The following is a 14,540-nucleotide window of genomic DNA, read 5'->3' as shown; positions in this document are numbered from 1 at the left end:
TTATTTGGATGGCCTGGCCACCGTACTACGTCCGCCATGGCCGCCGATCCCGCTCTGCACCCGCACATCCACACCCTCTATAGCGAGCACCACGGGTGGCTGCAGGGCTGGCTGCGCAGGAAGCTCGGCAATGCCTTCGATGCGGCGGACCTCGCACAAGACACCTTCCTGCGCATCCTCACCGCGCCAGACCACACGCCCGAGAAGCAGTGCGACTGGCAATTGCGGGAGCCGCGCGCCTACCTGACGGTGGTTGCCAAGCGGCTGCTGGCCAACCTGTACCGCCGGCGTTCGCTGGAGCAGGCCTACCTCGAGGCGTTGAGCGCCTTGCCCGAACCGCTGGCGCCCTCGCCCGAGCAGCAGGCGATCATTCTCGAGACCCTGCAGGAGATCGACGCGATGCTCGACGGCCTGGCGCCGCCGGTGCGCCAGGCCTTCCTGATGGCACAGCTCGAAGGGCTGGGCTATGCGGAGATCGCTGCGAAGCTGGGCGTGAGCGAGCGCACCGTCAAGCGCTACATGGCCGAGGCCATGGCGCGCTGCATCCTGCTGGCCGCGTGACGGTGCAACGCACGATGGCGGTCGTGGTCGACAAGGCCGTCGCCCTGCAGGCGGCGCAATGGTTCGTCCTGCTGCAGTCGGGCGAGGCCACGGCGGCCGATCGCACGCAATGGACGCGCTGGCGGGCGGCCGACCCCGCACACGAAGCAGCCTGGCAGCGCGCCGAGCAAGTCAGCGGCAAGTTCGGCAGGCTGCCTGGCGCGCTGTCGATGCCGGTGCTGGGCCGAGCGGTGCGAAGCGACCGCCGCACAGCCGCCAAGGCACTCGCCGTGCTGCTGACTGCGGCGCCCGCCGGCTGGCTGGCGTGGCGTGCGTCGCCGGCGCGCGAATGGCTGGCCGACCACCGCACCGCCACCGGCGAACGCCGCGAACTGCGACTGGCCGACGGCACGCGCCTGCAGCTCAACACCGCGACGGCCATCGACGTGGCCTACGGCGCGACGCAGCGCCTGGTGCGGCTGCATGCGGGCGAAATACTCATCGAGACGGCGCCCGATGCCGTGCCCTCTTCCGATCCCGCCTACCGCCCCTTCATCGTCGAGACCGCGCAGGGGCGCCTGCGTGCGCTGGGCACGCGCTTCGTGGTCCGGCAGCACGAAGGCGATCGCAGCCATCTGACGGTGCTCGACGGCGCGGTCGAGGTTCGCCCCGACCACGCGCGCAGCGTGGCAGCGGTGGTGCGTGCCGGCGAGCAGGCCATGTTTTCTTCGACGGCCATCGGCGAGATCACCGCAGCAGCCGCCGATGCCGACGACTGGTCGCTCGGTGTCCTGCGCGCCAGGAACATGCGGCTGCACGACTTTCTCGCCGAGCTGGGCCGCTACCGGCCCGGCGTGCTGCGCTGCGATCCGGCGGTGGCCGACCTGCGCGTGTCGGGTGTGTTCCAGCTGCGCGACACGGGTCCGGTGCTCGACAGCCTGCCGCAGGCCTTGTCGGTGGACGTGCTCTTTCGCACGCGCTACTGGGTCACGGTGGTGGCGCCAGGCGGTTGAGGCGCCAGGTGCCGGCGGCGGTTTCGGCCGTTGCGGTTTTTTTTGTCGCGGCCTGTCCCCTTTTCTTTCCTCGCGTGTGAAGCCTTGAGGAACAGCAACTTCACACCCTTGCAGGAGAGAGAGAAATCCATGGCCCGTCGCCGACCGTCCCCCCTTGATTCCGACGCCGTCTCGTTGCGTGCGCTGTCGCTCGCCGTGCATGGCGCGTTGTTCGCCATGGCGTGCGCCGCCGCCGGGACGGTCGCCGCGCAGACGCAGAGCGCGCCCAGCACACCAGCCATGCAGACCGAAGCACGCAAGGCCTACAACATCGCGCCCGGCCCGCTCGACGAGGCCCTGTCGAGCTTCGCCGCCTCCGCCGGCGTGAGCATCACGATTCCGCCTGCCCTCGCGCAGGGCAAGCGCTCGCCCGGCCTGCAGGGCCAGCACGCCGTGGGCGAAGGCTTCGCGCGGCTGCTGGCCGGCTCGGGCCTCGAGGCGGCGGGTGGCGCGGGCGGCTCGTATGCGCTGCGCCGCTCGAGCATCGGCGGCCCTGCAGACACCGGCGCCGACGGCAGCACCACGCTCGCACCGGTCACCGTCACGGCCGAGGCCGAGCGCAGCGCCACCACCGAAGGCACGCGCTCGTACACGGCGCGCGCGCTGACGCTCGGCAAGGGCGAGCAGGCGCTCAAGGACATTCCCCAATCGGTGAGCGTGATCACGCGCCAGCGCATGGACGACCAGGGCCTCGTCGACCTGCGCGACGCGGTCAACAACGTCACGGGCGTGGTGGGCGTCAAGGGCGTCGGGCCGGGCATGATCCTCACGTCGCGCGGCTTCCAGATCGACGCCTGGCAATACGACGGCGTGCCCGTGCCGCGCAACATGTACTCGCTGGGCAACTGGGCCACCGAAGACACCGTGTTCTTCGACCGCGTGGAAGTGCTGCGCGGCGCCTCGGGCCTGCTGCAGGGCACCGGCAGCCCCGGCGGCGCGATCAACCTCGTGCGCAAGCGCGGCCAGCCCGAGAAGACGCTCACGCTCACCGGCAAGGCGGGCTCGTGGGACCACTACGGCGCGCAGCTCGACGCCGGCGGGCCGCTCAATGCCGAAGGCACGCTGCGCGGCCGCGTGGTGGTCGACGAAGACCGCAGCCACTCGTTCACCGACTACGTGTGGCGCAAGACGCGCTCGCTCTACGGCGCCATCGACTACGACATTTCTCCCGACACCACCGTCGGCTTCGGCGTGAGCCACTCGCACGCCAAGGGGCGCCCGATGCTGCGCGGTTTTCCGCGCTACCCGGACGGCGTCGACATCGGCCTGCCGCGCTCCGTGTTCACGGGCGCCTTGTGGAACCACAGCGACGTCGAGCAGACCACGGTGTATGTCGACGCCGAGCACCGCTTCAACGACCAGTGGAAGCTGAAGTTCTCCGCGCTCGGCATGAACGAGAAGAACAGCTCGCAGCACCAGCGCATGCACGGCGACGTGGCGGCCGACGGCAGCGGCCTGGACTTCGCCGACTGGGACACCCGCTTCGATTCGCGCAAGCTCGGCTTCGACGTCTACCTGCGCGGGCGCTTCGACGCGCTGTCGATGCAGCACGACCTGACCATCGGCGCCAACTACTCGAAGTTCGAGTCGACCGACCGGTATGCGCGCCGGTTCAGCGGCGGCGGCAACATCTTCGCCATCGACCACAACCGCCCGGCGCAGAACTACGACACCATCATGGCGGCGGGCGGCGGGAAGAGCCACACGCACTACGACGTGCGGCAAAAGGGCATCTACGGCAGCTGGCGGGCCCAACTGGCCGAGCCGCTCACGGCCATCGTCGGCGCGCGCCTGAGCTGGTACGACTACCTCTATTCGAGCCAGTCCGCGGGCTTCACGAGCACCGTCAGCACGTCGGGCGAAGTGACGCCGTACATCGGCCTCGTGTTCGCGCTCAACAAGCAATGGTCGGCCTACGCGAGCTACACCGACGTGTTCGAGCCGCAGACCGAGCGCACCGTCTCGGGCGACGGGCTCAAGCCCATCATCGGCAGCAACTACGAGGTGGGCCTCAAGGGCGAGCTGATGGACGGCCGCCTGAACACCTCGCTGGCCGTGTTCCGCTACGACCACACCAACCGCGCCGTGACCGACCGCGACGGCGGCTTTGCCTGCGACGGCTGGTACTGCTCCAAGTCGTCGGGCAAGGTGCGCAGCCAGGGCTTCGAGGCCGAGGTCAGCGGCGAGGTCGCGCCGCGGCTGCAGCTCACGGCGGGCTACACCTACAACACCACCAAGTTCCTCGAAGACCCGGACAACAAGGGCCAGGTCTTCAGCCAGTGGACGCCCAAGCACATGCTGCGCGTGTGGACGAATTACCAGCTGCCCGGTGACTGGAGCCGGCTCAGCGTGGGCGGCGGCTTCAGCATCCAGAGCCACACGCTGGGCTACGACCGCACGTACAAGGTGCCCGGCTTCGCCGTGTGGAGCGCGCGCCTGGCCTACCAGCTGACGCCGGAGGTGACGCTGGCCGTCAACATCAACAACGTCTTCGACAAGCGCTACTACATCCCGGCCTACAACGAGACCAACGGCAACAACAACTACGGCGATCCGCGCAATGTGCTGTTCACGGTGAGGTACACGCCGAAACTGTGAGTTGTGGGGAAGGGGCACGCGGTGGGTGTCGCCCCTTCTTTTTTCCCGCGTTGCCGAAGCACGGAAAATCTCCTCGTCATGAACTACAGCCCGAAGCGACTGCATGGGTGCAGGGCGAACGCTGGACCAGTCGCGCAATGAGTGAAATGCAGAACTTCGTATGGGGATGCATCGGCCTCCTGGTCCTGCTGGGCGGCACGGTTTTCTGGCTCCGACGCGACCTGAAGCGCCTGCGCAACCTCAAGCGAAAGCAGCGGCTCGGCGCCCTGCTCACGCAGGCAGAAAAGGACGAGCTGGCGTCGCTGCAGGGAAAGTACCCCTGGGCCTGACGACCGCCCTCGCCTTCACGACGTACCTCGAACGGATCAGAACCTGATCCGCACCGAAGCCGCACTGCGATCGGCCTCGCCGTGAAACACAGCCTCGATGTTGTTGCCGTCCGGGTCCAGCACGAACGCCGCGTAGTAGCCCGGGTGGTAGGCGCGTTCACCCGGCGGGCCGTTGTCCCGGCCCCCGTGCGCCAATGCGGCCTTGTAGAAGGCGTCCACCATGGTCCGGTCTTGCGCCTGGAATGCGATGTGGTGGCGCCCGGTGAGTTCGCCCTGCACTTCGTTGCTGTCGCGCGTAGACACGAACAGTTCGTCGGCCGAGAAGTTGCGCGCGTCGGAGCCGCCCATCGGGATCTTCAGCGCTTCGAAAACGGCGCTGTAGAAAGCCTTGCTGGCCGCCAGATCGCGAACGACCAGTCCGATGTGGTCGATCAGGCGGCCGCGGTGCAGTTCTTTTTGTGTACTCATGAAGCGCTCCTGTCGGTGGAGGTCGGAGTGGCGGAATCTACCAAAGCCAACCTCGGATATCGAGCGGCAGGGTTTGCATCTCAGGACCGACTCAGCTTCAGCAATTTCTTCCATGCGGCCAGCGACGCGCCATGCGGTGGCGGGTGCGCCTGCAGCCATGTCTGCGCCGATGCGTGCGGCGGGTAGTGGCTTCGCAGCGCCGGATCGGCGCCTGCCGCCACCAGCAGCCGCGCGATCTCGAGGTGGTTGCGCTCCAAGGCCCGCATCAAGGCGTTGTCCGTCCAGAACCCCGCCGGCGGCAAGGCGCTTTCAGTGCCCGGCGCGGGTGCGAACGGCAACCGGCCGACAGGCAGCGTGGCCTGCGGCAACGTCAGTGCACCTGCCTGCGGCGCGAGCGAAGCGTCGTTGCAAGGAGGCGGCAGCACATGGACCAGGCGAGGCAGCCCCGACGAGGTGTGCGGCTGCGGCACCAGCTCGCTGCGCAGCGGCGCGGGGGTCTGGTGGTTCACGTCGACGCCCAGGGCCAGCAAGGCCCGCACGGCCTCCACGTTGCCGGCATCGACCGCCGACGCCAACGGTGTCATGCGTCCGCACGCGACCGCCTCGAAGGCGCGGTAGGCGGCCAACGCTTCTTGCGGCTTCTGCTGCAGGATCAGCAGGTAGACCCGCGCCTCGGCCGGAGCCCCCGCGTCGAGGAACGGCCACTGCGGCGGGTCCATGGCCTGGTGCAGCAGGCGGGCGGCCTGCAGATGCCCCTGCGTCGCCGCTGCGCGCACGGCGCGCTCGGTCGCAGGCAGGCCCTGCGCCAGCAGCATGCGAACGATCCTCGCATTGCCGCCCCTGGCCGCCGCATCGAGCGCGTTGTGCCCATCGGCATCGGTGCCCCGCACCGCATCCGGCGTCATGGCCGCCAAAAGCTGCCGGACGCTTTCCAGGCTGCCCTTCTCCGCTGCCATCGCCAGCGCCGACACACCCTGCGCATCGCGCACATCAGGACGGGCGCCGGCGGCGAGCAACAGCCGCACGCGCGTCGGGTCGTGCGCATGCTCGATCAGCGGCGGGTTCGAGCTCGCGGCGTTGGGGTCCGCGCCCGCAGTCAGCAGCGCCTGAATGACCCAGGTCGTGCGCGCGAAGAACAACGGAAGGCCGCTGTTGCGATCGGGCGTGTCGGGGTTCGCGCCCGCCTTCAGCAGCAGCGCCAGGGTCTGGCGGAAGTCGATGGCGTGCGTGTCGCTGATGCCACCGGAGCTCGCGAACTTGGCTGCGCGCAGCAGGGCCGTCTCGCCGTCGTTGGCGTTGCGGTAGTTCACATCGGCATGGCGACGCAGGAGGAACTTCACCATCTGCGCGTTGCCTTGCTGCGCGGCCTTCATCAGCGGCGAGTCGCCCACGTTGAAGCCGTAGCCCTGCACATCGTTGGCACCAAAGCCCTGCGCCAGAAATGCCTCGACCTCGCGCAGGCGACCGCGCTCCACGGCATCGAAGAACGCGATCTGCGCTTGTGCGGAGGTCGTGTCCCGTGCAGGTTCGGCCTTGGCCTCAGCCGGGTGTGCCGCCATGTGGAACGCGAGACCTGCTGCGAGGGCCATGCACCAATGAAGAAAGGGGCGTCGTGCGAACACGGCGATCAGGCCCCGGCGGCCTGCTGATCGATGCTCGCCACCAGGCCTTGCAACCACAGGCGGTGATCGCTGAAGGTGTTCAGTCGCTCTTCGGCCTCTTCCCGCGCAGCCAGGTGCTGGTCCAGGTACCGGAATCCGACGCGCCGCGCGGCCTCTTGCAGAGCATCCTCGGGCACATCGTTTTCATACAGCGCGTCGAACCGGGTCGCCCAGAAGCCTTGCTCGGTCAACGCGATCCGCTCGAACGCGCGAGGGTCTTCCACGCTGAACTCGACGAACTCCAGGCCACCCGGATGCGCGCGCACACCAGTGACCCGGCTGCCGCGATCCCACAGCGGAACCCATGGCGGCCCGTCGGGTGCGCGGGCACCGTGGTACGCAAGGAACGGCGGCCCCAGGCAGACCGTGCGGAACACTTCATGGAGGCACTCGCCCATCGCCAGCTGCACCAAGGGCGTGGACGCCCCGAGCCGCTGCAGTGTCGTCACCCGCAAAGTCTCTGCCACCACCGTCATCCTGCATCCTCCTTGATGTGCTTTCGGCCGATGTTAGCCATGCCCGCCCTGCCCGACCGCTCTTGTATTCTTGCCTCCACGCCGCACCGCATTCATTGACCGACTGCGCGGCCACTTCAAGCCATGACTCCCTCTCACACCGACTTCTTCACCGACAAGGGCTATGTGCGGTTGGAAGGCTTCCATCCGCAGAAGCAGATCGCGGGCCTGCGGCAGAAACTGCTCGATGAGATCAAGCGCCTGAAAGCCTTGTCCGGTGGAAAGAGCCTGCCCGGCGCGCTGCAAAAACTCCCCGTCTTCCAGCAGATCGGCAAGCTGTCCGCGCTCGTCAAGGTGCCCGGCATGCATGAAGCGCTGGTGACGCCGGCGCTGATCGACTGCGTCACCCGCCTCGGTGGGCGCGCCCCGACCGCCATCCAGGACACGCAGCTGCTGCTGTCCCCACCCCTTCAAGGCGCCTCGACCCTCACGGGCTTGAACTGGCATGTCGACGTCTCGACCCGACCGCAAGATCCGCTGCCGGGAATCCAGGCCTTCTTCCTGATCGACGATGTGGCACCCGGCGGCGGCGCGACACTGGCATTGGCCGGGTCGCATCGCGTCGGCACGCCGGGGCGGGTTGCGGCCTCCGAGCTGCGGCAGCTTCTGAAGACGACCGGCGACCCGGCGCAAAGCCTTCACCCGCTGGGCATCGGCCTCGTCGAGATGTCAGGACGCGCAGGCGACGTCTTCCTGATGGACCTGCGCCTCTTGCACACGCCCTCCGTCAACGCGACGAAGAACGTGCGGATGATGGCGACGACGCGCTGCTTCCTGAACACCTGAGACGAGCGCGCGAAGGGGCCCCGCGTCACCGAACAGGGTACCCACCGCACTGGCATCGCACCCGCCGCAGGCGTAAGCTGACCACCGCCCGGCCAGCCAAGGCCATGCCGCCTGGCGGCACCCGCTGCGCCGCACTGTGCGAAAGGACCCACCATGCTGTCCGACTCGTCTGTCACGACCATGCTTCCGGTGAAGGACATGGACCGCGCGCGTGCTTTCTACGAAGGCTGCCTGGGCTTGAAGGCCGGTGGCTCGCGGCCCGACGGCAAGTTCGTCTACACGGTGGGCGGCAGCACGCTGGCGCTGTTCCCCAAACCCGAGGGCACGAAGGCCGACCACACGGCGATCAGCTTCCAGGTGCCGGACATCGCCGCCAGCATCGACAAGCTCAAGCGCGCCGGCGTGGTGTTCGAGGACTACGACTTTCCCGACCTGAAGACGGTCGACCATGTCTGCGTGCTCGGCTCGGAAAAGGCGGCTTGGTTCAAGGACACGGAAGGCAATTTCCTGTGCATCCACGAGGACCTTGCGCCCGTGTAGCTGGGGCGCCGTGAAAGGCGCATGCGGTGACCTAGTCCCACGCAGGAAGCTGCTGCAGGGCATCGGTGGGGCGATCCAGGATGTCGACGCCTGCGAAAGCGGTGCCGCCCGGCAAGAGCCGGGCGTCGCAAATGACTTCCCAGCCGTGGCTTTCGGTGCGTCGGGCCAGGCACACCTCCTCGCCGGCCGCAAGGAGCTTGACGCATTCGCCGACGCTGACGCGCTGTGCCGTGCCGAGAGAAAACTCCGTCGAACCGAACTCTTTCTCCACGACCGGGTGAATGGCGACGAGGTCCACCTTTGCGTCCTTGAAGTGAACCGCGGTAATTGCGTGCTGGGCCATCTTCGACCTCCATTCGTGCAGAGAGAGCCCCGACAGGCCCACGCTTCGACTGTACGCCCGCGGCGGCAAGCGCTGCGCCGTCATGGCGAAAGCCGATGCCGGCGAAGGGGGCGGCCCGCTCGCCAGCCGGCGCTACAAGCTGCGGGCGATCTGCTCGCGCAGCCACCGATGCCCCGGGTCGCGATGCCGCCGCTCGTGCCACAGCATCGCCATCTCGTAGCCCGGCACCTCCAGCGGCGCCTCCACCACGCGCAGCCCCGGCGCGCCGCGCGCCAGGCGCTCGGGCAGCATCGCGACCATGTCGGTGCTGGCGAGCACGGTCATCATGAAAAGAAAGTGCGGCACCGACAGCGCCACGCGCCGCGTGAGGCCCTGCGCCGCCAGCGCCTCGTCGGTGGGGCCGGCAAAGCCGCCGCCGCTGAGCGACACCACCACATGCTCCAGCGCGCAGAACTGCGCGAGCGTGGGCCGGCGCTTCAGGCGCGGGTGCCCTGCCCGCCCGGCCAGCACGTAGCGCTCATGGAACAGCACGCGCCGGTGCAGGCCCGGCGGCGCGCCCACGCTGGTGTGGAAGAACAGGTCGATCTCCGCCTGCTCGAGCTGGCGCGCCATGCGCGTCGGCACGGCCTCGACCACCGCCAGCCGGGTGTTCGGCGCGGCCGCGCGCAGGCCGGCCAGCGCGGGCAACAGGATGGCCGACTCGGCGTAGTCGGCTGCTGCGACGCGCCAGGTGGTGGTCGCCTGGGCGGGGTCGAAGGGCTGGCTGGGCGCCACCGCGCGGCCCAGCGATGCGAGGGCTTCGCGCAGCGGCTCGCGCAGTTCGTCGGCACGCGCGGTGGGCCGCATGCCGCGCTGCGCGGGCACGAGCAGCGGGTCATCGAAGAGCTCGCGCAGCTTGGCCAGCTGCACGCTCACCGAGGGCTGCGAAAGGTTCAGGCGCTCGGCCGCACGGGTCACGTTGCGCTCGGCCAGCAGGGTGTCGAGCGTGACCAGCAGGTTGAGGTCGATGCGGCTGAAATTGTTCATGGCGATACCTGGCATTCAAACTATTCATTTCCAATATAGCTTGGCAGTCCCTAACCTGAGGGCATCTTCACTCGAACCTTTTGACACCGTGAACATCCTGCTGGTCCTTGCCCATCCCGAAGCCGCCTCGCTGAACGGCTCGCTCCATCGCTTCATGGTCGAACGCCTCACGAGCGCGGGCCACACCGTGCGCGTGTCCGACCTGTACGCGATGCGCTGGAAGCCCGCGCTCGACGCCGACGACTTTCCCGCGCGCGACACCGCCGCACCCTTCGACCCCGTGCGCGATTCGCTGCATGCCTTCGAAGGCGGCACGCAGACCGCCGATATCGCCGCCGAGCAGGAGAAGCTGCTGTGGGCCGACGCGGTGATCCTGCAGTTCCCGCTGTGGTGGTACTCGATGCCCGCCATCCTCAAGGGCTGGATCGAGCGCATCTACGCCTACGGCTTTGCCTACGGCGTGGGCGAACATTCCGATACACACTGGGGCGACCGCTTCGGCGAAGGCACGCTGGCCGGCAAGCGCGCGATGCTGGTGGTGACGACCGGCGGCTGGGCCTCGCACTACGCCCCGCGCGGCATCAACGGGCCGATGGACGAGCTGCTGTTTCCCATCCACCACGGCATCCTCTACTACCCGGGCTTCGACGTGCTGCCGCCCTTCGTGGTGCATCGCACGGGCAAGGTCGACGCCGCAGCCTATGCGCGCATCACCGGCGAGCTGGGCGAGCGGCTCGACACGCTGTGGACCACCGACCCGATTGCGTTCCGCCCGCAGAACGGCGGCGACTACGACATTCCGGCGCTCACGCTGCGCGAACACATCGCGCCGGGCCGCGCGGGCTTCGGTGTGCACCGCAAAAACAGCGAATCTGAAACTTTGGTTTTCGAACCCGGCCGCCTTTAACCACGCCGGGAGCAGGTGGATTCGCAAGAGACTTCAAATCGTCGCGACATCGCAGCAAGATGCGCATCCGCCGATTCGTCCGAAGGAGCTTGTCCATGTTCGCCACGCCAGAACGCACCGTCAAGATTCCGGGCCCCGACCATGCGATCACCATCACGCCGAATCCGTTGCGCGTGGTGGTGTCGGTGGGAGGCCATGTCATTGCCAGCTCGCGCGAGGCGCTGACCTTGCGAGAGTCGCATTTCGGCACGGTGCATTACCTTCCGCGCAAGGACGTGCGCATGTCGCTGCTGGAGCGCACCACGCATGCGACCTACTGCCCGTACAAGGGCGAGTGCGCCTACTACAGCATTCCAGCCGGCGGCGAGCGCTCGGTGAATGCCGTGTGGACCTACGAGTCACCCTACGAGTCGGTCGCGCCGATCAAGGACTACGTGGCCTTCTACCCGGACCGCGTGGGCACGATCGAAGAGCGCTGCTTCTGACGACCGCCCCACCCCGTTCGTGAAAAAACCGGCCCTTGCTTTCGCAAGGCCGGTTTTTCTTTCCCTGGCCCGCCGACACCCGTCCCGTGGGGCCGAGTGGGCGTGCCAGCCTGTCAGGCCGATCGATTACAGCGGCAGTGCCTCACCGCGTGCGGCGGCACGGGCTTCGGCGCGCACGCTGGCGCGGTCCAGGCCGCTGGCCAGCACCGGGGCCACGCGGGAGGTCACGGCTTCGCTGTAGGGGTTCTCGCTGCGAGCGGCCACCACGGCCTGGGCGCGGACGGCGTCGCGGCTCACGGTCGACACGAACACCTGGGCGGGGCCTGCCTCGGCGCCGGTGGCATAGGGGTCGGCGCTGTGCGCGGCCACGACGGCTTGTGCGGCGACGTCGGCGCGGCTGGCGGCCGAGGTCAGGCGATGCACGCCTTCGTAGGTTTCAGCGTGGGCGGCACCGGCGACGGCCATCAGGGCAACAGCAACGGCGGAGAGGATCTTCGAGGCGTTCATGGCGGTTTCCTTCTTCAATTCAGTTCAGTAGTACAAGTGTTTGCTTGGATGGTTTGAACCGGTCTGGGGTGGGTCACCGTCCCTCTTCTTGAAGGGCGGCCAACTCGCTCGGGGCCTGTTCATCCGGACCGGCTTTGGGGGCCGGTCCGTGAGATGAATTGTGCGGTGGGATCTAGGTAAAAACCCGCGGCAAAAAGAACCACGGCGTTCCCGAAAAGGAAACAATGCGGCGCGCCGGCGCCGCCATCACCCCCAGGTCAGCGGGTCGAGCCGAAGATAGAAGTCGAGCCGGCCGTCGTCGGGCGCGTCGATGCCCAACTGCGTGAAGAGCGAAGCATGCGCGGCGCGCGCGTCGGCCGCATCGCGCCAGCTCTCGCGCGCATTGCCCAGCAGCAGCGACAGGTCGACATACCGGTCCGCCGTGCCGAGCCGCCCCACGTCGATGAGGCCCGTGCATTGCAGCGTCTGCGGGTCAACGAGGAAGTTCGGCAGGCACGCATCGCCGTGGCACACGACGCGGTCTTGCGCCTCCTGCGCGAGCCGGTGCGGCAGGTCGATTTGCAACCGGGCCAGCAGCAATGGCGGCGGCACGTCCTGCTGGTCGGGGTCGAGGAACTCCGGGTTCACCGCGCCGCGCGCGACGACATCGGCGGCGCGGTCGTACATCGCCGACAGCGGGCGCGCAAACGGGCACTCGCCCGCCGGAATCTCGTGCAGTGCGCGCAGGCGCCGCGCCATCGACGGCCAGGCGCGCAGCAAGTCAGCCGCCGGCAGGTCGCTGGCCGGCACGCCCGGCACCGCGGCCGTGACCAGGCAGGCGCCCTCGGGCGTCGCGTGCCAGTCGAGCACGCGCGCGGAGCCGATGTTGTACGGCGCGAGCCATTCGGTGCGGCGGCGCTCCTCGTCGAGCTGCGCGGCGCCCGCACCGAGCGACACCTTCGCGAAAGCCGCGCCGTCGCTGCGGCGGAACACCGCATCGCCCGACTCGCCCTCGCTGGCCGGGGTCCACGTCGTGCCGGCGGGCAAGCGGGGCAGCAGCTGTTCGATCGTGCCCATGCCTCAGTGGCCCACCGACTTCGAGAACACGTTGACCACCACCACGCCCGCGATGATCAGCCCGAGCCCGACGATGGCCGGCGCATCGAGCGTCTGGCCGAACCAGAGCCAGCTCACCACCGAGATCAGCACGATGCCCACGCCCGACCAGATCGCATAGGCGATGCCGGTGGGCAGCACGCGCAGCGCGAGCGAGAGAAAGTAGAACGACACGGCGTAGCCCACCACCGTGGCCACGCTGGGCCAGAGCCTGGTGAAGCTGTCCGAGGCCTTGAGGAAGCTGGTCGCGAGCACTTCGACGACGATCGCGACAGCGAGGTATGCATAGGTCAGGGTCATCGCCGGACTCTAATCGCGCGCAGTCCGTGCGGCCTCGGTGGCCTTGCGTGATCCGGGGCCGAAGGCGCGTGCGTTTGACGCTCCCTCGAAGCTGTGCGCACAGCACCGGAAGCTTCAGGGCGGCAGCAGCAACGGTCCGCAGTGGGTATCGGTGACGAACACCGCCATGAGCTTCGCGGGCTTCACCGGGTCGGGGTTCTCCGCGAACATGTGCAGCGTGTTCGGCGGCTCGAAGAAGGTCTCGCCGCTCTTGAAAGTTCCCACGGGGCCGCCGCCCAGCTGCGAGCGGATGGTGCCTTCGACAATGATCGCGGTCACCGAGCCCGGGTGCCGGTGCGCGGGCGAATAGGCCAGCGGCGGAAAATCGACGAGCACCGTCGTCACCGACTTGCCAGGCACGTGCGGCAGCGCCTCGCACGACAGCACCTTGACCTGCGTCGCCGGCCGCGCCGTGGCCTCCGAGCCCGCAGGCACCGGCGCGGACGCGAACATCGGCCGCGCCACCGAGCTGCACACGTCGGCGAACCACTGCACGGCCTCCTGCTGGCCGGTGCGCGGCATCAGCGCCCAGCCGGCGGCGAGCGCCAGCGACAGCCCTGCAAGACCCGCTCCGATCGACGGCGTGCGATGCCAGCGTGCGGCCTTCATGACGCGACCTCCTGCGACAGCCGCAGCGCCGCGTGCCACCCCAACTCGCGCTTTGCCTTCTCGCTGCTGACCTCGGCGCTGTCCTCCGCGATGTTGAAGATGCCGCCGCGCGCGTGCCGCATCGCGAGCAATGCCGCCCAGGCCGCGGCTTCGACATGCACCGGGCTCGCGCCCTTCGGTGCCGCGTTCGAGGTGCCCGGCCCATGCAGCTGCCCATAGCGCAGCACCGTGCCCGTGAGGCCGACGGCCCCCAGCACGCTGCGCTCCAGCGCCGCCACGCCGTCGATGCTGATGCGGCGACCGCCTTCGGCCCCGAGGTCGAGCGGGTCGCCCTCGGTGTGCGGCGTCGGCCCGGGCGCATAGGCCCAGGCGATGCTCTGCGCAATCAGCTGCGTCGCACCGGCCGCCAGCGCCGCCGCGACGAGGTGCCGCGTGCCCTCGATGCGCACGCGCGCATTGCGCACCACCGCCTCGGCCATCAGCGCTGGGTCCAGGTCCCGGGGCAGATCGGTGAGCTGATGGATGACGACCGTGGGTGCGATGCGCACCAGCGCGTCGCGCAAGGCCTGCGCGTCAAACACATCGACGACGACCGGCGTGGCACCGCATGCCTCCAGCGCCGCCGCACGCTCGGCCCGGCGGGTGCCGCCATGCACCGTGTGGCCGGCCTCGAGCAGCAGCGGGATCAGCGCCGAGCCCACGGCCCCGGTCGCGCCCGCCACGAATACCTTCTCGCCCAT

Annotated in this window: 18 protein-coding genes; 8 read left to right on the top strand and 10 right to left on the bottom strand. The window is 68.7% G+C overall.

Annotation, left to right across the window (positions count from 1 at the left end):
- Nucleotides 1-36: 36 nt before the first annotated feature.
- The 4 genes from AC3WQM_RS01295 to AC3WQM_RS01280 all read left to right on the top strand — a co-directional run bounded on the left by AC3WQM_RS01295 (nucleotide 37) and on the right by AC3WQM_RS01280 (nucleotide 4,519).
- Complete coding sequence (locus AC3WQM_RS01295; RefSeq protein WP_095745763.1) at nucleotides 37-561, top strand: sigma-70 family RNA polymerase sigma factor; 525 nt, start codon at nucleotides 37-39, stop codon at nucleotides 559-561.
- On the top strand, nucleotides 558-1,553 hold the full coding sequence (locus AC3WQM_RS01290) for a FecR domain-containing protein (RefSeq protein WP_492676617.1): 996 nt from the start codon (nucleotides 558-560) through the stop codon (nucleotides 1,551-1,553). The genes AC3WQM_RS01295 and AC3WQM_RS01290 overlap by 4 nt, the downstream gene beginning before the upstream one ends.
- Before the next feature lie 129 nt (nucleotides 1,554-1,682).
- Complete coding sequence (locus AC3WQM_RS01285) at nucleotides 1,683-4,190, top strand: TonB-dependent siderophore receptor (RefSeq protein WP_492676616.1); 2,508 nt, start codon at nucleotides 1,683-1,685, stop codon at nucleotides 4,188-4,190.
- Between the two features lie 146 nt (nucleotides 4,191-4,336).
- Entirely contained in the window at nucleotides 4,337-4,519 is a 183-nt protein-coding gene (locus AC3WQM_RS01280; protein WP_492676615.1) for a hypothetical protein, read from the top strand.
- Nucleotides 4,520-4,555: 36 nt separating this feature from the next.
- Here the strand turns inward: AC3WQM_RS01280 and AC3WQM_RS01275 are convergent, their stop codons facing one another.
- From AC3WQM_RS01275 to AC3WQM_RS01265, 3 genes are all read right to left on the bottom strand, one after another.
- Nucleotides 4,556-4,987, bottom strand: coding sequence for a VOC family protein (locus AC3WQM_RS01275; RefSeq protein WP_492676614.1), 432 nt, complete (start codon nucleotides 4,985-4,987; stop codon nucleotides 4,556-4,558).
- An 80-nt stretch (nucleotides 4,988-5,067) separates the two neighbouring features.
- The gene (locus tag AC3WQM_RS01270) at nucleotides 5,068-6,576 is read right to left on the bottom strand and encodes an ankyrin repeat domain-containing protein (RefSeq protein WP_492676613.1); all 1,509 of its coding nucleotides are present in this window, start codon (nucleotides 6,574-6,576) and stop codon (nucleotides 5,068-5,070) included.
- A gap of 38 nt (nucleotides 6,577-6,614) precedes the next feature.
- Nucleotides 6,615-7,124 carry a hypothetical protein gene (locus AC3WQM_RS01265; protein WP_492676612.1) on the bottom strand — a complete coding sequence of 170 codons (510 nt, stop codon included), beginning with the start codon at nucleotides 7,122-7,124 and terminating at the stop codon, nucleotides 6,615-6,617.
- A 123-nt stretch (nucleotides 7,125-7,247) separates the two neighbouring features.
- On the opposite strand from AC3WQM_RS01265, the gene AC3WQM_RS01260 reads away from it, so the two are divergent.
- Together AC3WQM_RS01260 and AC3WQM_RS01255 are read left to right on the top strand one after the other, a co-directional pair.
- Nucleotides 7,248-7,949 carry a phytanoyl-CoA dioxygenase family protein gene (locus AC3WQM_RS01260; protein WP_492676611.1) on the top strand — a complete coding sequence of 234 codons (702 nt, stop codon included), beginning with the start codon at nucleotides 7,248-7,250 and terminating at the stop codon, nucleotides 7,947-7,949.
- 153 nt (nucleotides 7,950-8,102) lie between these two features.
- Nucleotides 8,103-8,489, top strand: a complete 387-nt coding sequence (locus AC3WQM_RS01255; protein WP_492676610.1) for a VOC family protein — start codon at nucleotides 8,103-8,105, stop codon at nucleotides 8,487-8,489.
- A 31-nt stretch (nucleotides 8,490-8,520) separates the two neighbouring features.
- Here the strand turns inward: AC3WQM_RS01255 and AC3WQM_RS01250 are convergent, their stop codons facing one another.
- Together AC3WQM_RS01250 and AC3WQM_RS01245 are read right to left on the bottom strand one after the other, a co-directional pair.
- The gene (locus AC3WQM_RS01250; protein WP_492676609.1) at nucleotides 8,521-8,832 is read right to left on the bottom strand and encodes a hypothetical protein; all 312 of its coding nucleotides are present in this window, start codon (nucleotides 8,830-8,832) and stop codon (nucleotides 8,521-8,523) included.
- Nucleotides 8,833-8,964: 132 nt separating this feature from the next.
- Nucleotides 8,965-9,858 carry a LysR family transcriptional regulator gene (locus AC3WQM_RS01245; RefSeq protein ID WP_492676608.1) on the bottom strand — a complete coding sequence of 298 codons (894 nt, stop codon included), beginning with the start codon at nucleotides 9,856-9,858 and terminating at the stop codon, nucleotides 8,965-8,967.
- 88 nt (nucleotides 9,859-9,946) lie between these two features.
- Here AC3WQM_RS01245 and AC3WQM_RS01240 point away from each other — a divergent pair, with 88 nt between their 5' ends.
- Nucleotides 9,947-10,765: an NAD(P)H-dependent oxidoreductase gene (locus tag AC3WQM_RS01240; protein ID WP_492676607.1), complete on the top strand. Its 819-nt coding sequence runs from the start codon at nucleotides 9,947-9,949 to the stop codon at nucleotides 10,763-10,765.
- Between the two features lie 95 nt (nucleotides 10,766-10,860).
- Complete coding sequence (locus AC3WQM_RS01235; protein ID WP_062481469.1) at nucleotides 10,861-11,250, top strand: DUF427 domain-containing protein; 390 nt, start codon at nucleotides 10,861-10,863, stop codon at nucleotides 11,248-11,250.
- Nucleotides 11,251-11,376: 126 nt separating this feature from the next.
- On the opposite strand, the gene AC3WQM_RS01230 is transcribed toward AC3WQM_RS01235, so the two are convergent.
- The 5 genes from AC3WQM_RS01230 to AC3WQM_RS01210 all read right to left on the bottom strand — a co-directional run bounded on the left by AC3WQM_RS01230 (nucleotide 11,377) and on the right by AC3WQM_RS01210 (nucleotide 14,540).
- On the bottom strand, nucleotides 11,377-11,757 hold the full coding sequence (locus AC3WQM_RS01230) for a helicase SNF2 (protein WP_095947133.1): 381 nt from the start codon (nucleotides 11,755-11,757) through the stop codon (nucleotides 11,377-11,379).
- A gap of 246 nt (nucleotides 11,758-12,003) precedes the next feature.
- Nucleotides 12,004-12,813 carry an APH(3'') family aminoglycoside O-phosphotransferase gene (locus tag AC3WQM_RS01225; protein WP_492676606.1) on the bottom strand — a complete coding sequence of 270 codons (810 nt, stop codon included), beginning with the start codon at nucleotides 12,811-12,813 and terminating at the stop codon, nucleotides 12,004-12,006.
- Between the two features lie 3 nt (nucleotides 12,814-12,816).
- A complete protein-coding gene (locus tag AC3WQM_RS01220; RefSeq protein ID WP_095947131.1) occupies nucleotides 12,817-13,152 on the bottom strand; it encodes an SMR family transporter in 336 nt (111 codons plus the stop codon).
- A 114-nt stretch (nucleotides 13,153-13,266) separates the two neighbouring features.
- Nucleotides 13,267-13,800, bottom strand: coding sequence for a cupin domain-containing protein (locus AC3WQM_RS01215; protein ID WP_492676604.1), 534 nt, complete (start codon nucleotides 13,798-13,800; stop codon nucleotides 13,267-13,269).
- Entirely contained in the window at nucleotides 13,797-14,540 is a 744-nt protein-coding gene (locus AC3WQM_RS01210; protein ID WP_492676603.1) for an NAD-dependent epimerase/dehydratase family protein, read from the bottom strand. The genes AC3WQM_RS01215 and AC3WQM_RS01210 overlap by 4 nt, the downstream gene beginning before the upstream one ends.

Source organism: Variovorax sp. FW301-JW7 (assembly GCF_058788795.1).
This window is presented reverse-complemented; position numbering and strand designations above follow the sequence as displayed.